General features: G+C 68.4%; 23 protein-coding genes. 12 read left to right on the top strand and 11 right to left on the bottom strand.

Annotated elements, in window-relative coordinates; translation table 11 throughout:
* Positions 1-5 precede the first annotated feature (5 nt).
* Positions 6-425, bottom strand: a complete 420-nt coding sequence (locus tag QH168_RS13115) for a roadblock/LC7 domain-containing protein (protein ID WP_036533017.1) — start codon at positions 423-425, stop codon at positions 6-8.
* Positions 422-4,081 carry a sensor histidine kinase gene (locus tag QH168_RS13110; RefSeq protein ID WP_280234869.1) on the bottom strand — a complete coding sequence of 1,220 codons (3,660 nt, stop codon included), beginning with the start codon at positions 4,079-4,081 and terminating at the stop codon, positions 422-424. The genes QH168_RS13115 and QH168_RS13110 overlap by 4 nt, the downstream gene beginning before the upstream one ends.
* A 318-nt stretch (positions 4,082-4,399) precedes the next feature.
* Between QH168_RS13110 and QH168_RS13105 the strand changes: the two genes are divergently transcribed.
* From QH168_RS13105 to QH168_RS13085, 5 genes are all read left to right on the top strand, one after another.
* On the top strand, positions 4,400-6,481 hold the full coding sequence (locus QH168_RS13105) for an AMP-binding protein (RefSeq protein ID WP_280234868.1): 2,082 nt from the start codon (positions 4,400-4,402) through the stop codon (positions 6,479-6,481).
* 124 nt (positions 6,482-6,605) lie between these two features.
* Positions 6,606-6,992, top strand: a complete 387-nt coding sequence (locus tag QH168_RS13100) for a hemophore-related protein (RefSeq protein ID WP_280234867.1) — start codon at positions 6,606-6,608, stop codon at positions 6,990-6,992.
* A gap of 101 nt (positions 6,993-7,093) precedes the next feature.
* Entirely contained in the window at positions 7,094-7,813 is a 720-nt protein-coding gene (locus QH168_RS13095) for a response regulator transcription factor (RefSeq protein ID WP_280234866.1), read from the top strand.
* Between the two features lie 10 nt (positions 7,814-7,823).
* Complete coding sequence (locus QH168_RS13090; protein ID WP_280234865.1) at positions 7,824-9,188, top strand: sensor histidine kinase; 1,365 nt, start codon at positions 7,824-7,826, stop codon at positions 9,186-9,188.
* A 214-nt stretch (positions 9,189-9,402) separates the two neighbouring features.
* Complete coding sequence (locus QH168_RS13085) at positions 9,403-10,452, top strand: hypothetical protein (RefSeq protein WP_280234864.1); 1,050 nt, start codon at positions 9,403-9,405, stop codon at positions 10,450-10,452.
* Positions 10,453-10,474: 22 nt separating this feature from the next.
* Here QH168_RS13085 and QH168_RS13080 read toward each other — a convergent pair whose 3' ends face one another.
* Positions 10,475-11,059, bottom strand: a complete 585-nt coding sequence (locus QH168_RS13080; protein WP_280234863.1) for an RBBP9/YdeN family alpha/beta hydrolase — start codon at positions 11,057-11,059, stop codon at positions 10,475-10,477.
* Positions 11,060-11,112: 53 nt separating this feature from the next.
* Here QH168_RS13080 and QH168_RS13075 point away from each other — a divergent pair, with 53 nt between their 5' ends.
* On the top strand, positions 11,113-11,466 hold the full coding sequence (locus tag QH168_RS13075; RefSeq protein WP_280234862.1) for a MerR family transcriptional regulator: 354 nt from the start codon (positions 11,113-11,115) through the stop codon (positions 11,464-11,466).
* 61 nt (positions 11,467-11,527) lie between these two features.
* Here the strand turns inward: QH168_RS13075 and QH168_RS13070 are convergent, their stop codons facing one another.
* The 4 genes from QH168_RS13070 to pdxH form a co-directional block, all read right to left on the bottom strand.
* The gene (locus QH168_RS13070) at positions 11,528-11,887 is read right to left on the bottom strand and encodes an FKBP-type peptidyl-prolyl cis-trans isomerase (protein WP_280234861.1); all 360 of its coding nucleotides are present in this window, start codon (positions 11,885-11,887) and stop codon (positions 11,528-11,530) included.
* Positions 11,888-11,927: 40 nt separating this feature from the next.
* Positions 11,928-13,229, bottom strand: coding sequence for a citrate synthase (locus tag QH168_RS13065; protein WP_280234860.1), 1,302 nt, complete (start codon positions 13,227-13,229; stop codon positions 11,928-11,930).
* Between the two features lie 157 nt (positions 13,230-13,386).
* Complete coding sequence (locus tag QH168_RS13060; RefSeq protein ID WP_280234859.1) at positions 13,387-14,670, bottom strand: MFS transporter; 1,284 nt, start codon at positions 14,668-14,670, stop codon at positions 13,387-13,389.
* A gap of 115 nt (positions 14,671-14,785) precedes the next feature.
* Entirely contained in the window at positions 14,786-15,505 is a 720-nt protein-coding gene (pdxH, locus tag QH168_RS13055) for a pyridoxamine 5'-phosphate oxidase (protein WP_280234858.1), read from the bottom strand.
* 112 nt (positions 15,506-15,617) lie between these two features.
* On the opposite strand from pdxH, the gene QH168_RS13050 reads away from it, so the two are divergent.
* Positions 15,618-16,745: a citrate synthase 2 gene (locus QH168_RS13050; RefSeq protein WP_280234857.1), complete on the top strand. Its 1,128-nt coding sequence runs from the start codon at positions 15,618-15,620 to the stop codon at positions 16,743-16,745.
* Positions 16,746-16,815: 70 nt separating this feature from the next.
* Here QH168_RS13050 and QH168_RS13045 read toward each other — a convergent pair whose 3' ends face one another.
* On the bottom strand, positions 16,816-17,607 hold the full coding sequence (locus QH168_RS13045; protein ID WP_280234856.1) for a hypothetical protein: 792 nt from the start codon (positions 17,605-17,607) through the stop codon (positions 16,816-16,818).
* A 63-nt stretch (positions 17,608-17,670) separates the two neighbouring features.
* Here QH168_RS13045 and serC point away from each other — a divergent pair, with 63 nt between their 5' ends.
* The 3 genes from serC (at position 17,671) to QH168_RS13030 (ending at position 21,079) form a co-directional block, all read left to right on the top strand.
* On the top strand, positions 17,671-18,795 hold the full coding sequence (gene serC, locus QH168_RS13040; protein WP_280234855.1) for a phosphoserine transaminase: 1,125 nt from the start codon (positions 17,671-17,673) through the stop codon (positions 18,793-18,795).
* A gap of 225 nt (positions 18,796-19,020) precedes the next feature.
* Positions 19,021-20,154 (top strand): septation protein SepH, encoded by a 1,134-nt coding sequence (gene sepH / locus QH168_RS13035; RefSeq protein ID WP_280234854.1) that lies wholly within the window; start codon positions 19,021-19,023, stop codon positions 20,152-20,154.
* A 178-nt stretch (positions 20,155-20,332) separates the two neighbouring features.
* Positions 20,333-21,079 carry a DUF6928 family protein gene (locus QH168_RS13030; protein ID WP_280234853.1) on the top strand — a complete coding sequence of 249 codons (747 nt, stop codon included), beginning with the start codon at positions 20,333-20,335 and terminating at the stop codon, positions 21,077-21,079.
* Between the two features lie 53 nt (positions 21,080-21,132).
* Here QH168_RS13030 and QH168_RS13025 read toward each other — a convergent pair whose 3' ends face one another.
* A complete protein-coding gene (locus QH168_RS13025; RefSeq protein ID WP_280234852.1) occupies positions 21,133-21,435 on the bottom strand; it encodes a DUF2537 domain-containing protein in 303 nt (100 codons plus the stop codon).
* Positions 21,432-22,235: a TrmH family RNA methyltransferase gene (locus QH168_RS13020; RefSeq protein WP_280234851.1), complete on the bottom strand. Its 804-nt coding sequence runs from the start codon at positions 22,233-22,235 to the stop codon at positions 21,432-21,434. Before QH168_RS13020 ends, QH168_RS13025 begins: the two co-directional genes overlap by 4 nt.
* Positions 22,236-22,325: 90 nt before the next feature.
* Here QH168_RS13020 and QH168_RS13015 point away from each other — a divergent pair, with 90 nt between their 5' ends.
* Positions 22,326-23,531 (top strand): GNAT family N-acetyltransferase, encoded by a 1,206-nt coding sequence (locus tag QH168_RS13015; protein ID WP_280234850.1) that lies wholly within the window; start codon positions 22,326-22,328, stop codon positions 23,529-23,531.
* An 85-nt stretch (positions 23,532-23,616) separates the two neighbouring features.
* The gene (locus QH168_RS13010) at positions 23,617-24,033 is read left to right on the top strand and encodes a YccF domain-containing protein (RefSeq protein ID WP_280234849.1); all 417 of its coding nucleotides are present in this window, start codon (positions 23,617-23,619) and stop codon (positions 24,031-24,033) included.
* A gap of 72 nt (positions 24,034-24,105) precedes the next feature.
* Here the strand turns inward: QH168_RS13010 and QH168_RS13005 are convergent, their stop codons facing one another.
* On the bottom strand, positions 24,106-24,543 hold the full coding sequence (locus QH168_RS13005; RefSeq protein WP_280234848.1) for a MarR family winged helix-turn-helix transcriptional regulator: 438 nt from the start codon (positions 24,541-24,543) through the stop codon (positions 24,106-24,108).
* Between the last annotated feature and the right edge of the window lie 92 nt (positions 24,544-24,635).

Below are 24,635 nucleotides of genomic sequence, written 5' to 3'. Positions count from 1 at the left end.
CACCATCAGGAACCCATCGTGACGCGTGGAGTGGCCTGAACTGTCTGGCCAACACGCTCGACCAACAACGCCATCTCGTAGCCGACCTGACCGATATCACACGAGGTGTTGGTCAGGACCGCCAGATACGAACCGTCGCCGACAGCCATGAGCAGTAGGTAGCCGTGTTCCATCTCGACCACCGACTGCAAGACGGTGCCGCCTTCGAACAGGTTCGACACACCCACCGAGAGGCTGGCGAGCCCGGCGGTGACGGCCGATAGCTGTTCGGCACGATCGACCGGGAGCTGTGCGCTCGCGGCCATCAGCAGACCGTCGGCCGAGACCAGCACGGCATGGGCTACGCCAGGAACCTCGTTGGCGAAGTTCGAAACCAGCCAATCCAGCTGACGGTTCGTACCACTACCACCTAGATCGGGGTTCATCGGTCTCCTTTGTCTCCGGTTAGGTTCATTGCCTTCATTGCGCGGCCATCCCGGACGCCCTGCTGGTGACGACTCAAGCTGGACCGGATCGTTTCGGGATCGCGACTCGGTGCCCGATCCACGGCGCCGCTGACGGCGCCGGGCACGAGTCGTCCGCCCGGATTACGCTGTGGCAGACCGGCTGCCGTTGTGGTTGTGGGCTTGGCTTCGCTGGCCCGTTGAGCGGCCTGCCAGCCTTCATCACCGGGTGATTCGAAGGAGGCGGCGGCTTGGGATCGGTCCGCGTTCGGATCCGACAGCCAGGCCGACATCATCTCGGCGAAGATCGGCGTTCCGCCCATCACCGGATCGCTGCTCTCCTCGGCAGGCTGCAACCGGGTCTGGAAGAACGAGGCCGTCCGCTCCGGGTTGGAGCGGTAGCTGTGCCTGCCGCGATCGCGACCCGCGTCACCGGGACCGGTCGACTCCACCCGGTCACCGTTGGCGGCGCTGTCCCGCTGCGGCAGTGCGACACCAGGCGCGTTCTCGACCCGCTGCGGCAGGCCGTTGCCCGGCTGACGCTGCGGCAGGCCACCGGGACCGGACGGGCGCTGGGGCAGATCGGTCTGACGCTGGGGTAGTTCGGTCGAACGCTGGGGTAGATCCATCTGACGCTGGGGTAGCTCCGTGTGACGCTGGGTGACATCCGGGCGGCGCGGCGGCAGCCCCGGCTGCGCGTTGCCATTGGCCAGACCGGAGACGGCCTGGATCTCACCGGACTGCGCCGTCGCGGGCTGACGCTGCGGCAGACCGGATTGTCCGGGCTCCCGCTGCGGAAGACCACCCGGACCCGCTTCGCGCGCCGGACCAGTCTGGCCGGGTTCCCGCTGCGGCAGACCACCGGCAGACGGCTCACGCTGCGGCAATCCACCGGCGGTGGGCTCACGCTGCGGCAACCCGCTGGGGCCCGCGTCACGCTGCGGCAGACCACCCGCGCTGGGCTCACGCTGCGGCAAGCCGCTCGGACCAGCTTCACGCTGCGGCAACCCGCTGGGGCCCGCGTCACGCTGCGGCAGACCACCGGCGGACGGCTCACGCTGGGGCAGGCCACTCGGACCGGCCTCACGCGGGCCGAGACCACTCTGGCCCGGTTCACGCTGCGGCAATCCGCCCGGTCCGGCCTGACCCGGCTGGCGCTGCGGCAGACCGCCCGCACCACGCTGCGGCAGGCTGCCGTTCGCGTCACGCTGGGGCGCGCCACCGGGCTCACGCTGGGGCAGACCACCGGTCGGCTGCGGCACACCGTTGGAACCCGGCTGACGCTGTGGCAGACCACTGTTCGGATCGCGCGGCGGCGGGGTGGCGGCGGGCCGTTCGGCCTGCGGACCACCGGGACGCGGCGGTACCGGACCGCCGGGGACGACATTGCGCTTGGGCAGACTGGCTGCGGCGAGCTTGCCGCGCTGCGGGCCATTGCCCTGCTGACCTGGTGCGGGCCGCAGCGTCGCACCCGACTGCTCGGCCTCACCACGCAGACCCGACGCCATCGCCGAACCGGGCTGCCGCTGCGGCAACCCACCACCCGGAGTGGCGGGCGCACCCGCCGCGTTCGCCGCGGCCGCGCGCTCGTCGGCACCGGCCGCGATCGGGCCGCTCACGCCGGGATCGACGGTGACCATCATGTTGCCGCCCGGAGTGCGGCTGACCGAGCGCATCTGCATCGACGAGGGCGCCGACGGACGCTGCGGTTCACCGGCCGGAGCCGGGGACGGCTGCGGAACCAGCGGACCGGAACCGCTCTTGTCGGCCACGATCAAGCCGACGGGCACATGCACGGTGACGGTGACGCCCGGATCACGCGCGGTATCGAACGTCGGGCGCAGCCGCACGGTGAGTCCGTGCCGCTCGGCCAACCGGCCGACCACGAACAGACCCATGTGGCGGGCGGTGTCCGGGCCGGGTTCGGCGGTTGTCTCCAGCCTGCGGTTGATCTCGGCCATCTCGGTCGGCGGCATACCGATACCGCGGTCGGCGACCTCGATCAGCAGGCCCTGGTCGTGCGCCTGGGCGAAGGTGAACTTCACATCCGTTTCCGGCGGCGAGGCGCGCAGCGCGTTGTCGAGCAGCTCGGCGAACAGATGCGCGAGGTCGGAGGCCGACGGCTCTTTCAGCGAACCGCGCGGGGTGGCGCCGAGCTTGACCCGCTCGTAGTCCTCGACCTCGGAGATCGCGGCACGCAGCACGTCGGCGATCTCGACCTGCGCGGATTTGGTGCGACGTTGTTTGGTACCGGCCAGAATCAGCAGGTTGTCGCCGTTTCGGCGCATACGGGCGGCGAGATGGTCCAGCCGGAAGAGGTTCTCCAGCAGACGCGGGTCCTTCTCGTCGTACTCCATCGCCTCGATCAGCGTGAGCTGATGGTCGACCAGCGACTTGGAGCGGCGAGCCAGGGTCTCGAACATGTCGTTGACCTGGGTACGCATCTGCGCCTGATCACTGGCCAGGCGCAACGCCTGACCGTGGATGTCGTCGACGGCGCGGGCCAGCTGACCGATCTCCTCCTCGGAGCGGATCGGCATGGGCTCCAGCGGCACCTGTTCGGGCGAGGCGCCGTTACGCAGCTGGGCCACCTCATGCGGCAGATCGCTCTCGGCGACGCGCAGCGCGGCCAGGCGCAGCCGGTGCAGCGGCACGATCATCGACCGCGCGACGAACACCGCGAGCAGCAGCGCGGCGAGGATGGTCAGCAGCACCACGATGCTGTACATGATGGCGTCGGCGCGCGCGGCGTCGGCGAGGTCGCGCACACCGCCGACGATGTCGTCGGTGGAGAAGGCCACCAGTGCTTCGGTGGTGTCGAGGCTGGACAGGATCGACTGGCGGGCCTCACCGAGCGGCAGCTGCCCGGACTGGGCCTGCGGCCCGGTGAGCATGCCCTCACGGGCCTCGATGCCGCGACGCAGATCGTTGATATTGCGGTCGTCGGCAGGGAATCGTTCGGCGAGCAGACCGAGCAGCGCCCGTTCGGTGTTGGTGGCGACCAGATAGGTCTGCGTCCCCTCCTCACGGTCTTGCAGATACACGGCGAGACCGACGACCTCACCGAGCATGGTTGAGCGCATGTTCAGCGCGTCGACCAGGCGCAACTTCGCCGCGTCGATCTGCGGATCGCTGACCTGCGCCACGATCTGTTCGACGGCCTCGACACCGTTGCTGCGGTATCGGTCGATCTGATCACGCGCCTCGAGCGGCGTCAGTGAGGTCGGGGCCAGCCCCTGGGCGCGCACCTGCTTGGCCTGATCGAGCATCTCTTGCAGCGGCTGCTGCGCACTCGGCAGGTCGGCGAGTTCGCCGATGACCTGCTCGGTATCGGTGATGGCCTTGTCGAGGTCGACCAGGTTCTCCTCGGTGACCAGCGATCGGCCTCCGATGTTGATCACCTGGGAACCGGCGACCGTCGAGGTCGCGGCGCTCAGACCGGTGACGACCGGGATGACCTCTACGTTGTCGGCGGCCGAAGCCAGCCGGTTGGCCTCGCTCCACTCGGATGAAATCTTGGACACGCCGAGTCCGACCGCGACCGCCAGCGGCACGGCGAGCACCGCCGTAACCTTCCAGCGCAGGTCCCAGTTGCTGAGCGCCCAGCGCTTTCTGCCGGACCTAGCGGCGTCACGCATCTCCCACTCACTTTCCAAACTGGCCCCAGCCACGCGCCATCAGCGCCAACCTCCACAATCGCATGCTGGCTCGACAGACAGTGCTGGCCGAGAACTGCGGCTGGCCGAGAAATTGCGTCTACGACGGACCGAATAAGTGACATCAGATTCTAACGGATCAATAACTTCTTGGTTTACCCCGCATCGGCACGCAGCCAGTGACCAGCCCGTTCCAGGCAAAACCAAAGGTCGCGGCACCCACCCGGGCGTCGCGTGAAGTCTGCCACAATCGTGCTGATCTATCGAGGCGGGCATCGAAGCGAGGCTAGGGAGCACGGGTTGAACGCGAGGAACGAGTACCGACCGGTCTACCAGACCAGCCTCGTCGATCCCGCCGAGTTCTGGGCCCATGCTGCCACCGCCATCGACTGGGAGGTACCCCCCGATCAGGTGATCGACACCACGGCCCGACCTGCGGCACGCTGGTTTCCGGACGCCCGGCTCAACACCTCGTTCAACGCGCTCGACCGGCACGTGCGTGAGCTGCCCGAAGGCGCCGAGGGCACGGGCGGCCGCGCCGATCAACCCGCACTCATATACGACTCGGCTATGACCGGCGCCAGAGGGGTTTACAGCTACGCCGAACTGCTGACCGAGGTGTCACGGTTCGCGGGCGCGATGTCACGGCTCGGTGTCGCCAAGGGTGACCGGGTCGTGATCTACCTGCCGATGATCCCCGAGGCCGTTATCGCGATGCTGGCCTGCGCGCGGATCGGCGCGGTGCATTCGGTGGTGTTCGGCGGGTTCGCCGCGCCCGAACTGGCGGCCAGGATCGATGACGCCGAGCCGGTGCTGATCATCACCGCCTCCGGCGGGCTGGAGCCGGGCCGGCGGATCGAGTACCCACCGATCGTCATGCAGGCCCTCGACCTGGCGCAGACCACCGCGCCGCGCAATGTCATCGTCCGGCAGCGGGCCGCGTTCCCGACGATCCCCTTCCCCGAGCCGCAACCCGCCACCGAATCGCTGCCGAGTTCGGCCGATACCGTCGCCGCCCGCTGGCTCGACTGGGAGGACGCCGTCCGCGACGCCCCACTCGCCGATCCGGTGACGGTGGCCGCGACCGATCCGCTCTACATCCTCTACACCTCCGGCACCACCGGTAGGCCGAAGGGCGTGGTCCGCGACAACGGCGGGCACGCGGTGGCGCTGAGCTGGTCGATGCGCAATATCTACGATGTCAGTCCCGGCCAGGTGATGTGGGCAGCTTCGGATGTGGGCTGGGTCGTCGGCCACTCCTACATCGTCTACGCGCCGCTGCTGGTCGGCGCCACCACACTGCTGTACGAGGGCAAACCGATCGGTACCCCGGACGCGGGCGCCTACTGGCGTGTGGTTGCCGAATACGGGGTGCACGTGTTGTTCACCGCGCCGACCGCGCTGCGTGCCATCCGCCGCGCCGATCCGAACGCCACATTGGCCCACACCCACGACCTGTCCTCGCTGCGGGCGATGTTCTGCGCGGGCGAGCGGCTCGATCCGACGACCTACGAATGGGCCGTGCACACTTTGCTGGCCGAACGTCCGGACTGCCCCGTGGTCGACCACTGGTGGCAGACCGAGACCGGCTGGCCGATCTGCGCCAATCCGCTGGGGTTGCAACAGCTGCCGATCAAACCGGGATCGGCGTCGGTGCCGGTGCCGGGCTATCGGCTGCGGGTGCTCGATTCCTCCGGTAATCCGGTCGCGGCGAATGTCGAGGGCAATATCGTCATCGGGTTGCCGTTGCCGCCGGGTGCGCTCAGTGGACTGTGGCAGGACGACGAGCGGTACAAACGCTCCTATCTGTCGGCCTATCCCGGCCACTATCTGACCGGTGACTCCGGTTATTTCGACGACGACGGCTATCTGTTCGTCCTCGGCCGCAGCGACGATGTGATCAATATGGCCGGGCACCGGCTGTCGGCGGGCAGTATCGAGGCCGCTATCGCGGGTCATGAGGCGGTCGCCGAATGCGCGGTGATCGGCCTGCCCGATGAACTCAAGGGGCAGCGCCCGATCGCATACGTGGTGCTCAAAACCGGGGTCGAGGTGGACAATGAGCAGTTGCGCGAGGAGCTGATCCAGCGCGTGCGCACCCAGATCGGCGCGATCGCCACCCTGCACGACGCGGTGGTGGTGGCGGGCCTGCCCAAGACCCGTTCGGGCAAGATCCTGCGCAAGACCATCCGCCATATCACCGCCGGCGAGGAATACGAGGTCCCGTCCACCATCGAGGATCCCTCGGTGTTGATCGCCCTGGAAGATCAGATCCTGGCCGCACAACCGGAGCTGTTCACCAGCCGCCCGCCCGATGGCGAGGGCAACGGGAACGGCAATTCCGGCGAGGTCGTATCGGATTCGGATCCGGTCGCGCCGTAGTTCATCCGCACCGTCGGCAGCTCCGCATGCGTCCTCAGAGTTTTCACAGGAGCGGCTCACACGCATGCCAGCACGGGGCAATAGCGTCGAGGCGTCCGTCATCGATCTTGTAGGAGGCAGCACTATGAACCGTTTTCGTGGCAGGGCCACCCTCGCGGCACTCACCGTGGCCGGGGCCGCCACCGTGACCGCGTTCCTCAGCCCGGCCGTCGCGTCCGCCGGACCGATGGAGCTGGCCGCGCCGCTGCTCGAGTCCGACTGTTCGTTCGCACAGGTCGATGCCGCGCTGCACGATCAGGCCCCGCAGCTGGCGGCGATGCTGGATGCGAACCCGGAGGTCAAGGCGGAACTGCAAGCCAAGTTCGAACAGCCGGTCGAACAGCGGCGCGCCGAACTCCAGCGCTATATCGACGAGAACCCCGAAGCCGCGCAGCAGGCCGAGAACGATCCCCGCGCCTCGGGTCTGAGCCAGACCATTCAGAAAGTGGCCGACACCTGCCGCAACTACTGAATGACCGCTGACGCTCGCCGGTCGGTGCCGGATGGTGGTGCCGATATCGCGACGCACCGCGGCAGGTCCGCGACCGGGCCGCACCGGGAAACGGCGGCACAATGAACGACGTGACCAGCGAGCGAAACGTGAACCCGACCGTCCTCGTCGTCGACGACGACGAGGACGTGCTCGCCTCGGTGGAGCGCGGGCTGCGCCTGTCCGGCTTCCGGGTCCTGGTGGCCCGCGACGGTGGCGCGGCCCTGCGCTCGGTCAACGAGCACTCCCCCGACGCCATCGTGCTGGATATGAATATGCCCGTGCTCGACGGCGCCGGTGTGGTGACGGCGCTGCGGGCCATGGGCAACGAGGTCCCGATCTGTGTGCTCAGCGCCCGCAGTTCGGTCGACGACCGGATCGCCGGACTGGAATCCGGCGCCGACGACTATCTGGTGAAGCCGTTCGTCCTGGCCGAACTGGTGGCGCGGATCAAGGCGCTGCTGCGCCGGCGGTCCGATACGCCGGCGCCGACCACGCCCGGCGCGGTCACCGTCGGACCGCTCGAGGTGGACGTGGCCGGATACCGGGCCCTGCTCGACGGCCGCGAAATCGACCTGACCAAGCGGGAATTCGAACTGCTGTCCACGCTGGCCCGCAATGCGGGGGTGGTGTTGAGCCGGGAGCGGCTGCTGGAACTGGTGTGGGGCTACGATTTCGCCGCCGACACCAATGTGGTGGACGTGTTCGTGGGTTATCTGCGGCGCAAACTGGAAGTCGAGGGCACGCCGCGGTTGCTGCACACGATCCGCGGGGTCGGGTTCGTCTTGCGGGCGCCGAAATGATGTGGCACATATGACCACCGGCCGCGCGCGGCGGCGCACCTATTCGCTGCGCACCAGGGTCGCCGGTGCGGCGGTCGCGGGCGCGATCCTGGTCATCACCATTCTCAGCGTCATCACCTTGCAGGCGATCGAACGGGTCAATGTCGAGCAGACCGATCAGCAGCTCACCCTCGCGTCCAGGCTGGTGCTCATCGATCCGGTGATCGCCGTCGGACTCGTCAACCTCATCGGCCCCAACGAGGACATGGCCCTCACCGTGCGCGATGACGGCGCCTTGACCGCGACCACCGCGATCGAACTCCCCGATCTGCCGACCGGGTCCCGCACTGTCACCGTGGACGGTGCGTCCTATCGTGTGCTCACCACGACCGAGAATCAGCAACCCGGCCGAACGGTCTCGATGGGCATCCCCAATGCCGACGCGGCCCGCGCCACCGCCGAACAGCAGCGCTGGGTGCTCGGTGGTGGGCTGGTCGCCATCGCCGCGGCGGCCTGGCTCGGCTGGCTGTTCGGTGGGCGCGCCGTACGGCCGATCGTTGATCTGACCCGTCAGGTGGGGGCGCGCAGCGGCTATCGCGATCCCGCACATCCACCACAGCCGGTGGACGGCTCCGGTGTACTGGAGGCCGAGAAACTCGCCGACGCGGTGAACACCATGCTGTCGCGGGTCGATCAGGCCCAGGGCGAAACCGCCGCCGCATTGGAGACCGCCCGCGATTTCGCCGCGGTCTCCGCGCACGAACTGCGCACTCCGCTGACCGCGATGCGCACCGACCTCGAGGTCCTGCGCACCCTCGACCTGGACGAGGCCCAGCGCACGGAAATCCTCGACGATCTGCACCGCAGCCAGGGCCGGGTGGAGGCCACGCTGTCCGCGCTGGAACGCCTCGCCTCCGGCGACCTCACCCATGAACGCGACCATGTCGACACCGATGTGGGCGACCTGTGCGATCAGGCCGCCCACGACGCCATGCGCCACTTCCCCGACTTCACCGTCCGCATCGACACCGACGCCGAACTCGTCACCCGCGGGCTGCCCGCCGGGTTACGCCTCGCCGTCGACAATGCCCTGGCCAACTCGGTCAAACACGGTGGCGCCACCGAAGCACTGGTCTCCGCGCACCGAGCACCGAACGGCCATATCGTCGTCTCCATCGACGACAACGGCCGCGGCATCCCACCCGAGGAGCGCCAGGCGGTCTTCGACCGCTTCTACCGCGGAAGCCAAGCCACCAAGGGCGGTTCCGGACTCGGTCTCGCATTGGTCGCCCAGCAGGCGCAGCTACATGGTGGACAGGCCTATTTCGATGACGGGACGCTCGGCGGAATCCGCCTGGTCCTCGACCTGCCCGCACGACCGGCACCGGCGATCTGACCGCCGGGATCTACCGGCGACCACCGATCGCTGTCCTTACCGAAACCTCAGAGAATTACCAACAGCGGCAACATAACGCGGATCTACTGTCGTCGCAGTGATCGGAAAACGGGCCCGCTGGGCACTTCTCGCTGCTGTCATCGTCGGGGTCGGGGCGGTCGGTGGGTTCGCCGCTTGCGGGCGTTCCTCTGCTGCGCCGAGCGGAATCGCGTTGGTGAACGTCGATTCCGGACCGACCGGTGAGCGGGTGGTCGAGGCCGTGCAGCAGGCCGGTGGTTATGAATGGGCGGTGGTGGCGCCCGAGGCGGTCGAGAGCGACGACTACGCGGCCGTCATCACACTGCCCGCCGATCTGACCGAATCCATGGGCACGCTGGCCGGGCCGCAACCGCGGCGGGCGCAGGTCACGGTGGCGACGCATTCGGACGCGGACGCCGAGCTGGTGAACGGGGCCGTGGCCACGGTGACTCAGCACATCGGCGCCGCGGGTGTGGACGCGGCGCTATCGGCCACCGCCGCGGCCAGATCGGAGATGACGAGTGTGCAGTTCACCGCCCAGTTGCTCAATGCGGGGGTGAACGCGGCGGCAGCGGGCGCCGATCAGTTCACGGCGGGCGCCGATCAGCTGCTCGGCTTCCTGGATATGGCCAAAGACGGTTCCGCACAGTTGACTTCGGCGATCGAACTGCTGAACACCACCGTCGACGGGGCCGCCGCACAGGCCGAACAACTCGCCACCGCATTGGATTCGACCGGACTGACCATCGCGCAGGTGCAGCAGTCGGCGAACACGATGACTTCGGGACTCGATCAGATCCTTCCGCTGCTGCGCGGCCTGCCGTTCGCCGACGATCCGCAGGTGGCCGATGTCATCGGCAAATTGCAGGGGCTGCGCGATGTCTCCGGTCAGGTCGGTTCTCAGCTCACCGGGCTCGGCACGCTGGTCGGCGGCGCGACGGACCCGAACACCGACCTCGGCACCCTGCTGCGCACCGTGGTGGCCCGGCTGACCGGCGCGAGCGACCAATTGACCAAAGGCGCCCAGCTCGCCGAATCCCTGCCCCGGCACGCCGATGAGGGCGGCACCCAACTGCTGGCCGCCATCGGCATGATCGAGACCGGCATCGGTCAGCTCCAGGGGCTCACCACCACCCTGAACGAGCGGACCGGTAAGGCCATCGCCACGCTGCCCCCACGCAGTTCCAGCCAGCAATCCGCGGTGGCGCTCGCACTCACCGACCCGGTCGAGATCGTCCACGAGTGAGGGGCGCCGCGACCGGCCGCACCTAGCCGAGCACCGCGACCCGTGCGGCCTCGAGCGCGGTGACGCCGTCATCGGCCAGGAAATGCCCCGCACCGGGGACCACGACCGATTCGACACCGAGCCGGGCGGCCAGCCGGTCCGTATGCGCCGTCGGCACGATCTCGTCGTCGTCGGAACGGATGACCGTCACCGCGCCGATCGAGGATCGCACACCTTCCACCGCGCATCCGCCCTCGATGAACTCGTCCAACTCGGGCAAGACGGGCAGGGGTTCGAGAAAGCCGCTCACCAGCACCAATCGTCGGAGCGACCATGGATGCGGCAGACCGGCGAGATGCCGCAGCACGGTCAACGCGCCGAGACTGTGCGCGACGATCGCGGTCGCGGCATCGGGGGTGCCCACCGTGCGCTCGATGACGGACGCCCATCGGGTTCGGTCCGGCGCATCGGCTTCCGGGAGCATGGGGACCTCGGCGGCGATGCCGGACGACCCGAGCGCGTGTGCCAACCAGCCGAACCAATGGTCGTCGGGCGTCGCGCCGTAGCCATGCACGATCACGGCACGTCGGAGGGCGGGCACCACCGGAATGTCACGCAGCTCTGTCATGTTCGTGACGGTAGGGCTTCACGTCAGCGTGAAGGTCAAGCTGGAGGAGGAACATGCTGATCGGCGAGCTGTCGCGACGCTGTGGTGTCAGCACCCGCGCATTGCGGCACTACGAGGAGGCCGGACTGCTTGTCCCGAACCGGGACGGCAACGGCTACCGGCGATACGGCGCGGACGCCGCGGATACCGTCGAACGGATCCGGCGGATGATCGCCGCCGGACTCGGCACGACCACGATCCGCCGCTACCTGGAGTGCGTCCGGACCGGTGCGCACGGCATAGAGCTACAGATGTGCCCGGCCTTGCGCGCCGAACTCGATGCCATCGGCGAACGCCTCGATCGGCAGGCCACCGAACTCGACCACAAGCGGAGAAAGCTGGCCGAACTGGCCGACAGCGCCGGATAGTGCGAAACGAACGAAGGCCCGCTCCTCGGAGGAGAAGCGGGCCTTGTCGTATCCGTCGGTCCTACTGCGCGGCGAGCAGGTCGATCACGAAGACCAGGGTCTTACCGGAGAGCTTGTGGCCCGCACCGGCGGGACCGTAGGCCAGCTCCGGCGGGATGGTGAGCTGGCGACGACCGCCGACCTTCATTCCGGGGATGCCGTCCTGCCAGCCCTGGATCAGGCCGCGCAGCGGAAAGGTGAGGGATTCGCCGCGGTTCCACGACGAATCGAACTCCTCGCCGGTGTCGAATTCGACGCCCACGTAGTGCACCTCGACGGTGCCACCGGGCACCGCCTCCGCACCGTCACCCACGGTGATGTCCTTGATGACCAGTTCGGTGGGCGCGGGCCCCGCCTGGAATTCGATCTCCGGCTTGCTCATTCGCATATCCCCTTCGATATGTGGGTTCTCTTCGTCGGATCTAGCGGTTGGTGATCTCGTGGTAATCGCGGGCGCCGTACCCGGTGTAGATCTGGCGCGGACGGCCGATCTTCAGCGGTTCGCTGTGCATCTCCCGCCAGTGCGCGATCCAGCCGGGCAGCCGGCCCATGGCGAACAGCACGGTGAACATGCGGGTCGGGAAACCCATGGCCTTGTAGATGACGCCGGTGTAGAAGTCGACGTTCGGGTACAGGCGACGCTCGACGAAGTAGTCGTCGGTGAGGGCGGCCTCTTCCAGCGCCTTGGCGATATCGAACAGCTCGTCGTCACCGCCGAGCTTGGCCAGGATGGCGTCGGCGTGCTTCTTGGCGATGGCGGCGCGCGGATCGTAGTTGCGGTAGACGCGGTGCCCGAAGCCCATGAGCTTCACGCCGTCTTCCTTGTTCTTGACCTTGCGGATGAATTCCTTGACGTCGCCGCCCTGCGCCTTGATGTCGTCGAGCATCTCCAGCACGGCCTGGTTGGCGCCGCCGTGCAGCGGGCCCCACAGCGCGTTGATGCCACCGGAGACGGAGGTGAACAGGTTGGCGTCGGAGGAGCCCACCAGACGCACGGTCGAGGTGGAGCAGTTCTGCTCGTGATCGGCGTGCAGGATCAGCAGCATGTCGAGCGCGGCGGCGATCTCCGGGTCGACCTCATAGGGCTCGGCCGGGAACCCGAAGGTCATCCGCAGGAAGTTCTCCACCAGGCTCAGCGAGTTGTCCGGGTAGAGGAACGGCTGACCGACCGACTTCTTGTACGAGTACGCCGCGATGGTCGGCAGCTTGGCCAGCAGGCGGATGGTGGACAGCTCGACCTGCTCGGGGTCGCGCGGGTCCAGCGAATCCTGGTAGTAGGCCGACAGGGCGTTGACCGCCGAGGAGAGCACGGGCATCGGGTGCGCGTTGCGCGGGAAGCCGTCGAAGAACCGCTTGAGGTCCTCGTGCAGCAGGGTGTGGCGGCGGATCTTGTCGGTGAACGATTCGAGCTGGGCCTGCGTCGGTAGCTCGCCGTAGATGAGTAGGTAGCTCACCTCGATGAAGGTCGAACGCTCGGCCAGCTGGTCGATCGGGTACCCGCGGTAGCGCAGGATGCCCGCTTCACCGTCGATGTAGGTGATCGCCGACTTGGTGGAGGCGGTGTTGACGAAGCCGGGGTCGTAGGTCGTATATCCCGTGCTCGCCAGCAGCTTGCCCAGATCGATGCCGTCATTGCCCTCGGAGGCATCGGCGATCGTCATCGGGTATTCGCCACCGGGGTACGTCAGAACCGGCTTGGCGTCGTTGATGTGATTCTCGGGCACGGAAGGATCCCTCTCAGGCTATGACCGTCGGCACCGGGTGCGGTCGGCACGGCGGTGCGCTTGACCATGACGCTAGTCGCTGCGTCGCCGGGCCCGGTCGGGAGGGTGCCCACGGCACGATCTCACAAACGTTCGCGCCGAAGGTGAGGTCGCGCGCTCATACGACCGCCGGTTCGGCCTCTGACCGGCCGACGCGGTACCGGACGAAGGCCGGAAAGGCCAGTGCCGCGAGCACTACACCGACCACCACCAGGATTCCGCCGCCGGCCGCCGCGACGGCGGTACCCAGGCTCGCCGCGGCAAAACCGTGCGCAACATCACCGATCCGCGGGCCACCGGCCACCACCACGATGAATACGCCTTGCAGCCTGCCACGCATTTCGTCGGTTGCCACGGTCTGCAACATCGTCATCCGCAGGGCGGCCGAGACCATGTCCACCGCACCGCCGAAGGCCGAACAGGCCAGCGCGATCCACAGACCCACCGTGACGCTGAGCCCGTGCCCGGTACAGCCGACCGCTGCGCCGAATCCGACCATGGCCAGACCCCACAGCACGATGCAGACGACCACCGCGAGCCCCTGCCGTCGCACCCGCGGTATCCAGCCGGAGAACACCCCGCCGAGCACGGCGCCCGCCGACATGGACGCGAACAGCAGGCCGAGTGCCACCCCGCCGGTGACGGGATCGCCGAACGTCTCGTGCGCGATCTGCGGGAACAGTGCCCGCGCCATGCCGAACACCATGGCGATGATGTCGACGGCGAAGGAGGCGAGCAGTATCCGCTGGGTGGCCAGATAGGCGAACCCATCGACGACCGTGCGCAGGCCCGCGCGGCGCACCGAACCGGTGGGCGGCAGCGAGGGCAGCCGCCATACCGCCCACAGTGTGACCAGCAGGGCGATGGCGTCGATCAGATACAGCGTGGACAGCCCGATCAGCGGGATGAGCGCGCCCGCGAGCACCGGTCCGGCGATGGCGCCGAACTGGGTGACCGTCATGGACAGCGAATTGGCCGCGGCGAGCTGACTTTCCGGCAGCAGCCGGGGAATGGTCGCGCTGCGGGTGGGCTGATTCACCGCGAAGAAGGCCTGCTGCACGGCGAACAGACCGAGCACCACCCAAACGTTGGCGAATCCCGCGGCGGCTTGGAACCAGAAGGCGAGCGCGGTGAGCCCGGTACCGGCATTGGTGATGAGCATCAGCGTGCGCCGGTCCATCACATCGGCGAGCGCGCCGCCCCACAGGCCGAACACGATCAGCGGGACCAGCCCGAACAGCCCGGCCAGACCGACGTAGCCGGAACTGCCGGTGAGCTGGAAGATCTGGGTCGGCACCGCGACCACCGACAGTTGCGCTCCGATGGTGGTGACGACACCGGAGGTCCACAGTCGGCGATAGTTCGGATCGCGCAGCGGCCTGGTGTCGGCGAGCAGTCTCACCAGGCGCAGATTATTCGAGTGCGGCTCGATTGATCCAGGCCTTATTCATCACATCATCGGACGCATTACTTCTCGGCCATGCGACCGGCGATATCGCGAATCCGGGTCGGCCGAATCAGGGTTGCAGGCGCTGGACCGTCATCCGGTCACCGTCGACGTCCACCCGAATGCGATTGTGCAGCCGCCCCTGTCGCCCCTGCCAGAACTCCACCTCATCGGGTCGCAGCAGATAGCCGCCCCAGTGTGGTGGCACCGGGATCGCGTCCACGCCGGCGAACCGCGCGGTGGTCTCGGCCAGTGCGCGATCGAGTTCGGCCCGTGAAGCGATGGGCCTGGATTGATGCGAGGCCCATGCACTCAGCTGCGAATCACGTGGGCGCGAGCGCCAATACACGCCGGTGGTCTCGTCCGAGACCCGCTGCACCGGGCCGCGCAGATGCACCTGCCTGCCGAGTGCGGGCCAGACGAAGGTGGCCGCCGCGAACGGCACCGCCGCCAGCTGGGTGCCTTTGGCGGAGTCGTAATTCGTGTAGAAGGTCACGCCTTCGGGGGACAGCCCCTTGCACAGCACGGTGCGCGCGACCGGACGCGGTGTGCCGTCGGCGGCCAGCGCGACGGTGGCGAGGACCATGGCGTTCGGTTCGGCGATGCCCACCGCGGTGGCCTGTTCGATCCAATGCCGCAGTAGCGGCTCCCAGCCGCCGGCCAGCCAGGTCTCGTCGAGATCGGAATCGCGTGCGCCGGTACCCGGCGCGCCTTCGCTGTCGAACGGGCCGCCGCCGTACTCGACGCGCATGGCGGCGAGATCCGGGTAGGAATTGTCCAGGTCACGCATGGGGCAGACGTTACTCCGCAGTAGCAAGGGGCTAAGGTTTTGGTGATCGGCATGTGCCGCGATCGCCGTGCACCGCGAGCCATGCGACCCGACGTGCGAGGAGAGTCACCACATGACTACCAGCCCTGCGGTTCCCCCGGACTTCGTCAGCGGCCTCGAGGGTGTCGTCGCATTCACCACCGATATCGCCGAACCCGACAAAGACGGCGGCGCTCTCCGATACCGCGGGGTGGATATCGAAGATCTGGTCGCCAATCGGGTGACCTTCGGCGACGCCTGGGCGCTGCTGGTCGACGGTGAGTTCGGTCACGGCCTGCCGCCCGCCGAACCGTTCCCGCTGCCGGTGCACACCGGTGACGTCCGGGTCGACGTACAGGCCGGCCTGGCCATGCTCGCCCCGATCTGGGGCTACGAGCCGCTGCTCGACATCGATGACGCGACCGCACGGGAGAACCTGGCGCGCGCCTCGGTGATGGCGCTGTCCTATGTCGCGCAGTCCGCGCGCGGTATCTATCAGCCCGCGGTCCCGCAGCAGAAGATCGACGAGTGCACCACCGTCACCGAGCGGTTCATGACCCGCTGGAAGGGCGACCCGGACCCGCGGCACACCGAGGCCATCGACGCCTACTGGGTCTCGGCCGCCGAACACGGGATGAACGCCTCGACCTTCACCGCCCGGGTGATCGCCTCCACCGGCGCGGATGTGGCCGCCGCGCTGTCGGGCGCGATCGGCGCCATGTCGGGACCGCTGCACGGCGGGGCCCCGGCGCGCGTGCTGCCGATGATCGAAGAGGTCGAGCGCACCGGCGATGCCCGCGCACTGGTCAAAGGCATCCTCGACCGCAAAGAGAAGCTGATGGGCTTCGGACACCGGGTGTACCGGGCCGAGGACCCGCGCGCCAGGGTGCTGCGCAGTACCGCGCAGCGGCTGGCCGCGCCGCGCTTCGAGGTCGCCGCCGCGCTGGAGCAGGCCGCGCTGGCCGAACTGCGTGAGCGTCGCCCCGACCGCGCCATCGAGACCAATGTCGAGTTCTGGGCAGCGGTCATCCTCGATTTCGCCGAGGTGCCGGCCCATATGATGCCCGCCATGTTCACCTGCGGCCGGACCGCCGGCTGGTGCGCGCACATCCTCGAACAGAAGCGGCTCGGCAAGCTGGTGCGTCCGGCCGCCATCTACACCGGTCCCGGCCCACGTAAGCCCGATGAGGTCGCGGGCTGGGCGGCCATCGCGCACAGCTGATTCCGCCCGTTCACGGGCGGGTACCGCTGCCCCCACGCCGCGTATCGCCGTCTCGGCGGTGCGCATCCGGCTACCGCTCCCCCAGCGAGGCGGCCCAGTCGACGGCGACCGATTCACCGCGGTCGACGGTGAAGAACGCCACCTCGAGCCGGTTACCGAGGTCGATGAGCCCGATCGCGGCCAGCGGCACCGGCTGCACCAGCCGAACGCGCCACGGCGCCGGTTCGTCCCACGCGTGGACCTCGAGGTCGAGCCGAAGCACCGGATCGTCGCGTCCGGAGTAATCGGCCGCCATCGGTGTCGCGGCCAGTACCGTCGCCTCGGCGCGGCGGCCGTCGGACAGGATCTTGGCGATGCCGACCCGACCCGGATCGGCGTCGTTCGAGACGTGCAGGACCACCCGCTCGCGATCACCCGGATCGACCCGGCAGAAGATCACGTCACCCGGACGCATCCGGTCCAGGTCCGCCTCACGCACGCGCTGGCGCACTCTGGTCTCGTAGGGCAACTCCCCGTCGAGCTGCACCCGCACCCAGAACACGTGCCCGGCCTCCCTGCGGCGCGGTCGCACACCAAGCACGGTGGCCGTGCCGTGCGTACCGCGCAGCAACAGCTCACGCCGCGCCGACCCGGTCAGCACGCCCGACTGCGCGCCGATCCGCCACGGCAGCCGCGGCCGCAGACTCGACAGCGCCAGACCGGCGCCGAGCAGCCACAGCCCGATTCCCGAACGCCTGGCACCCGCACCCGCCGTGACGTCCCCGCGCGCCCTGCCCCGCCGAACCCGCCGCACCACCCGGGACGAACGCCGACCCTGCGCTCCGCGCGATCGCCGCGCGGAGTTTGCCGACAGCATGCTCATGAGGGTTCAGGTTAGCCGGAGTGTGGTACACAACACAGCGATACCGCGACTACGCTGTTCGCCATGACCAGTGCGTTCCCGACCATTCCCGACGACCTCAAGCCCGCCGACGGACGTTTCGGCTGCGGCCCCTCCAAGGTGCGACCGGAGCAGTTGCGGTCCCTGGTCGAGGTGGGCGCCTCGGTGTTCGGAACCAGCCATCGGCAGAAGCCGGTCAAGGATGTCGTCGCGCGGGTGCGCTCGGGTCTGCGCGAGCTGTTCTCGCTGCCCGACGGCTACGAGGTCGTGCTCGGCAACGGTGGCACCACCGCGTTCTGGGACGCCGCGGCCTTCGGCCTGATCCGGGAGCGTTCGCTGCATCTGACCAATGGTGAGTTCAGCTCCAAGTTCGCCTCGGTGGCCAAGAACAACCCCTTCATCGGCGACCCGATCGTCGTCTCGGCCGATCCGGGCAGCGCGCCCGAGCCGGTGTCGGACCCGTCGGTCGATCTGATCGGCTGGGCGCACAACGAGACCTCCACCGGTGTGTCCATCCCGGTGCAGCGTCCGGCCGGTTCGGACAACGCGCTGATCGCCATCGACGCCACCTCGGGCGCGGGCGGTCTGCCGGTGAACATCACCGATGCCGATGTCTACTACTTCGCGCCGCAGAAGTGCTTCGCCGCCGACGGTGGTCTGTGGATCGCGCTGATGAGCCCGGCCGCACTGGCTCGGGTGGAGGAGATCAAGTCCTCCGGTCGCTGGACCCCCGACTTCCTGTCGCTGCCGATCGCGATCGACAACAGCACCAAGGACCAGACCTACAACACGCCGGCGCTGGCCACCCTGTTGCTGTTCGCCGACCAGATCGAATGGCTCAACGGCAACGGCGGCCTGGACTGGGCGGTCAAGCGGACCCTCGATTCGTCCTCGCGTCTGTACTCGTGGGCCGAGTCGAGCGAATTCGCCACCCCGTACGTCACCGATCCGGCGCACCGCTCGCAGGTCGTCGGCACCATCGACTTCGCCGATTCGGTCGACGCCGCCGCGGTGGCCAAGGTGCTGCGCGCCAATGGCATCGTCGATACCGAGCCCTACCGCAAGCTCGGCCGTAACCAGCTGCGGATCGGCATGTTCCCTGCCATTGATCCCGAGGACGTCACCCAGCTGACCAAGGCCGTCGACTGGGTAGTGGAAAAGCTGGGCTGAACCACCCGAAACCAGCGAGAACCCGCCGCGCCGACCGCGTGGCGGGTTCTCTTTTTGTCAAGCGGGGCAAACTGGTTGGTTCGCAACGGAATAGAGCAGATTAGCCGTGCGCGGTGCGTTAGGGGTAGATTTCGATGCCGCGTGTCTTGCGGCGGGATTTACAGAAGTGCACTACTGTTCCAGAACGTGGGCGGTGTCGCGAGCCGACGCGATAAGGAGGTAACGGTGCGTGAACTTCGAGTGATCGGCGTGACGCCCGATTCCGCCCATATCGTCTGTGTGGACACCGAAAGCGGCCAGAAATTCCGGCTTCCCGCCGATGACAAACTGCGTGCCGCCGCCCGCGGAGACCTTGCCCGATTCGGCCAGATCGAGATCGAAATGGAAGCGACTATGCGACCACGCGATATCCAGGCCCGTATCCGCGCCGGTGCCTCCGTAGCCCAGGTCACCGATGAATCCGGCATGCCGGCCAGCCGGGTCGAACGTTTCGCCTATCCGGTTCTGCTGGAGCGGGCCCGCGCCGCCGAACTGGCGCAGAAGGCCCATCCGGTGCGGCCCGATGGTCCCGCGGTGGAAATCCTCATCGATGTGGTCACCGCCGCGTTCACCGCGCGCGGGCACACTTTGGAAAACGCCGAATGGGATGCCTGGAAAGACGAGAAGGGTTTCTGGGTCGCCCAGCTCCAGTGGCAGAACGGACGTTCGGAGATCGCCGCGCATTGGCGGTACCAGCCGGACGCGCACGGCGGAACGGTCTCCCCGCTCGATGATCCGGCCGCCGATCTGATCGATCCCGATTTCGGGCGCGCGCTGCGTGGTCTGGCCACGATCCTGCCGGAGGAGCCGCAGGCACCCGCCCCGGTGGAGCCGCCCGCCGAACCGAGGCAGCAGCCGCGCGAAACCGCCGCCCTCCCGCAGAATCAGCCCGCGCTCGAAGAGTTCTACGAGCAGCGCGCGGTCGCGGCGGGCGGCACGACCGCACTGCCCGCGGCCGGGACGTCGGGTGCGATTCCGGCGGCCGGTGGTTCGGCCACCGGCGCTACGGCAGCGAGCCCGAAGGCGCCGACGGCAGGTGGTCGCGCCGATACCGCGCACACCGAGCCCGCCGCACGCACCGACACCGGCGCGCCTGCCGAGTCCGACAGTCGCGTCGAGACCGTCGACCGCACCGCACCGGAGGCGGTCGAGGTGCCCGCCGCGGCAACGGAACCGGACGCGCCCGAGACCAAGAACACCGCCGAAGAGGCCAAGGCGGGCGCCGCCAAGACGGCCAAGCCCGCCCGGACCAAGCGCGGCAAGGCGCCCATGCCGTCGTGGGAAGACGTGTTGCTCGGAGTTCGCAGCTCCGGTCACTGAACCCGCGTCGACGAGGTCGTAACGGGCAAATCCGCATCATGATGCGGCGGGGGCGAGTAGATTTTTCGGTGTGTCGTCGGCTGCGGTCGACATAGGGCCGTGCACGGAACGCCTTACGCGCACCGTGCATTGCCCGAAGTTCGCGGAGCTCTTTCGTGCAACTCGGGAGGTGCCGAAAATGCTGTCCAAGGCTTCGTCTGTCTGGTACGTCGACGCACCCGATCCGGCGGCGGTGCTGCGCGAGGATCACGCATCCGATCCCGACGCCGCGCGAGCGCTGGCCGAACAGCTGCACCCCGACAGTGACGTGGTGCCGATCATGGTCGGCACGCTCGGCGGCTGTGCCGGACCCGACGCCGACGAGGTGTACATCGGCTGCTATCCCGGTGTCACCGTGGTGTGTTCGCCGCAGATGGCGCGGGTACGGCCGACCGCGCTGCCCACGCCGCTGATCCGGCCGCTGGCCTCCGAGCACACCTATCTGATCGCCTTCGACACCGCGCACCGCTGGGGTTCGTTCGCGCATTGGGAGCGCGGTGAATTCCGCCGCTCGTTCAGCGCCAACCGGGTGCACATCCTCGAAGACGAAGGCCTGCCGCTGGTGTGGGAGCGTTCCTACTGGGCGGGTGAACATCCGATCCGTTTACAGGTGGGCGATATGCCCGACCCGCAGATTCTGCCGTTCGATCCCCCCGATTTCGCGGACGCGGCCAATAACGAATGGCTCGGCTTCCATTACCGCGCACCGGCGGGCGACGGCGCACTACTGCCGGGCGATATCTCGGTGTGCGGTTTCACGCTGTATCCGAAAGGCCAGGCGCCCGATCCGGTGGCGCGCACCGGCGAGAATCAGCCACATATCGCGAACGGCAAACCACGCCGCGGTCTGCTGTCGTGGCTGCGGCGCGGTGATCCGGTGGGCTGAGCTGACACCGCTCAGCGGTGCGGGTGAATCGGTTGGCACCGCAACCGACCCTGCTAGCCGCCGAGCAATAGCCCCAGCCACGCCAGCACGACACCGATCACGCCGCCCGCGAGAACCCAGCGGGTGACCGGCGCGGTACGCCAGCGCCATGCGGTGGGTGCGACCCCGCCGACCGCGACCAGATTGACCGCCACCGACAGCAGCGGATGGACCTCGGCGAGCGCGGCGCCGAAGGCGTAGACCGCGACCGTGGTCAACACCGCGACCAGCACCGTCACCGTGATGCCCGCCGACCACGGGGTGGGGTCCTGGCTGTCGTGGTACGGGTCGTAGGGGTTGTTCGACAGATCGCTCATGTCGTCCTCACCCGTTCATAGAACGCCATCGCGGCCGCGGTCGCCACATTCAGCGAATCGGTGCCGGGGCTCATCGGGATGCGCGCGCGGACGTCGGTGGCCGCCATGGCCTCTTCGGTCAGCCCGGGGCCCTCCGCGCCGAGCAGCAGCGCCACCCGATCACCGGTCATGGCCGTCGCCAGGTTCATCGCCGCGGGATTCGGGGTCAACGCGATGATCTGAAACCCCGCGCGGCGCAGGATGTCCAGGCCGTCGGGCCAGCCGGGAACACGCGCGAACGGCACCCGGAGCACATGCCCCATCGAGACCCGCACCGCCCGCCGATACAGCGGGTCGGCGCAACGTTCACCGAACAGGATGGCGTCGGCGCCGAGACCGGCCGCATTGCGGAACATGGAGCCGAGGTTCTCGTGGTCGTTCACGCCCTCCAGGACGGCGACGGTGCGCGCACCGTCGATGACCTCGTCGAGGGTGCGTTCGGGCGGACGGTGCGCGACGGCGAGCACCCCGCGGTTGAGGTGGAATCCGACCACTTCGGCCATCACCTCGGCCGAGGCCCGGTAGTAGGGCGCGTCGATCTCCGCGAGGTCGGCGGCCAGTTCCTCGCAGCGCTTCGCCGTCCCGAGCAGTGCGTGCGGGCGGAAGGGCGACTCCAGCATCCGCCGCACGACCACCACACCTTCGGCGATCACCAGCCCCTTGCCGCCGGGACGGTCCGGCCTGCGATCGACCGACTTCAGATCCCGGAAGTCGTCGACCCGGGGATCGCTCACCTCGTCGATATCCACAACCACCGCCACAGCCGACATCCTGCCAATCCCGCGCCACCGCGCCCGACCCGGCCGGAAATTCGGGTGCGCGCACAGCGCGGGAGTGCCATCGTTTCGACTATGGCCATCCAGGACGCAGTCGTGATCCGGTCGGCGGAGCCCGCCGACACCGCCGCCATCCAACTCCTCCTCGAGGCGAGTTTCGCCACCCGGGTCTCCCCGGAGGAGGTCGAGCAGCTGCCGCGGCTGTTCCCGCTGGATCAGGCGCTGGTCGCCGAGGCGGGCGGTCGGGTCGTCGGGCACACCCAGGCCACCACGATGACGCTCACCGTGCCGGGCGGCCGCGAGGTCGCGGCGACCGGTATCGCGGGCGTCGCGGTGGCGCCCACCCATCGGCGCCGCGGCATCCTGCGCGCGATGTACACCGAACAGCATCGTCGGACCGAGGCCGCCGGACTGCCGCTGACCATGTTCACCGCCAGCGAGGGCGGGATCTACGGACGCTTCGGCTACGGGCCCGCCGTGGTCGAGCGGAGCATCCGGGTGGACCGGCGGGCCGCGGCCCTGCTGCCGTCGACGCCGGATCCCGGTGGCGTCGAATTGGTGGCGCTCGCCGCCGCGCAGCAGCCGATCCGGGCCGTCTACGACCGCTGGCGCCGCATCGTGCCCGGTGCGCAGATGCGTCCCGATGCCGCCTGGGCGTTGCGCTTCGGCGATCCCGAACGTTTCCGTGGCGGCGGGACCGACCTGTTCGCCCTGGTACATCCCGACGGTTACGCGCTGTACCGCTACCGCCACGGCGCCGACGGTTCGGTGGCCGATGTGGTCGAACTACGCGCGGTGACCACCGATGCGCACATCGCGCTGTGGCGCGCCCTGCTCGGTCTGGATCTGGTGGACCGGATCGAAGCCGCCGTCACCGACGGCGATCCGCTCGAGTATCTGCTCACCGATCCCCGGCTGGTCCGCACCACCGGCCGCTGCGACGGCGTGTGGTTGCGGCTCATGGACGTTCCCGCAGCCCTGTCGGCGCGCACCTATCAGGGCGATGTGGACGTGGTGCTCGCGGTGCACGATCCCTTCCGCGACGCGGGCGGCACCTTCGCGCTGCGGGTCCGCGACGGTATCGCCGAATGCGCGCCGACCGACCGGGACGCCGAACTGGAACTCGGCATCGATGTGCTCGGCAGCCTGTACCTGGGTGCGCATCCGGCCGGTGGGTTCGCCGCGGCGAACCGGCTGCGCACCAAGGATTCCGGGTTGATGCGTGCGGTCGAGCAGGCCTTCGCCGCCGAACGCGCGGCCGAACTCGGCTGGTCGTTCTGACACCGAGCACGCCCGGCCACTGCCAAGGAGTACGCCAGGGCGAGGAATGGATGCGAACCACGCCCGGACCTGGCATGCTCGAGTCATGCAGGTGATCCGGCTCATCCTCAATATCCTCTGGCTGCTCTTCGCCGGATTCTGGATGGCGCTGGGCTACCTGGTGGCGGCGGTGATCTGCTTCATCCTCATCATCACCATCCCGTTCGGCGTCGCCGCCCTGCGCAATGCCGCCTATGTGCTGTGGCCGTTCGGCCGCACCACTGTCGACAAGCCGGGCGCCGGTGCGGGCTCGCTGATCGGCAACATCATCTGGTTCGTGGTCGCGGGCTGGTGGCTGGCCCTGGGACACCTGCTCACCAGCATCCCGCTGTTCCTCTCGATCATCGGCATCCCGTTCGGATGGGCCAATCTGAAGCTGATCCCGCTGGCGCTGTTCCCGCTGGGCAAGGACATCGTGGATTCGGATCAGGCGTTCGCCCCGAACTACCGCTACTCATCCTGAACGGCTGCCGCGGCCGCCGAGTCGCGTGCCAGCATCGGACCGCATGGCCGCAGTGAATGCGGAGGTGGGACGTTATTCGGATTCGGCGACGATCTGCTTCATGATCGTGACCGCCCGCGCCAGCACATCCAGCTGATCCGGCGTCAGGCTGGAGAGCTGATCGGTCATCCAGGCCTCACGGGCGCTGGCCTCATCGGCGATCAACGCGCGACCCTTCGCCGAGAGCGACACGATGATCTGACGACCATCGGTGGGATGCGGATCACGCGCCACCAGACCGATATCGGTGAGCGAGGCGATGACCCTGGTCATCGACGGTGGCTGCACCCGCTCCTTGGCGGCGAGGGCGCCGGGAGTCATGGCGCCGTCGCGGTGCAGGGTGGCCAGCACCGAGAGCTGGGTCAGCGAGATCTGCGAATCGGTTCGCCGCCCACGCAGATGCCGCGTCAAACGTACGACCGCCAGCGACAGCTCACCCGCGAGCTCCCGAACATCCGATGGCGTTGTCACAGTTGAGCACGATACGGGACCGTGCCCCGACTGCACGCATGTTCGCCGGCTACCCGTATCTCCCATTCGCTGCCGGTATGCGCAGGCCGACA

Source organism: Nocardia cyriacigeorgica, assembly GCF_029868385.1.
Classification (GTDB): domain Bacteria; phylum Actinomycetota; class Actinomycetes; order Mycobacteriales; family Mycobacteriaceae; genus Nocardia; species Nocardia cyriacigeorgica_F.
Note: the sequence above shows the minus strand (reverse complement) of the source record. Positions and strands in the feature narration are given on the sequence as shown.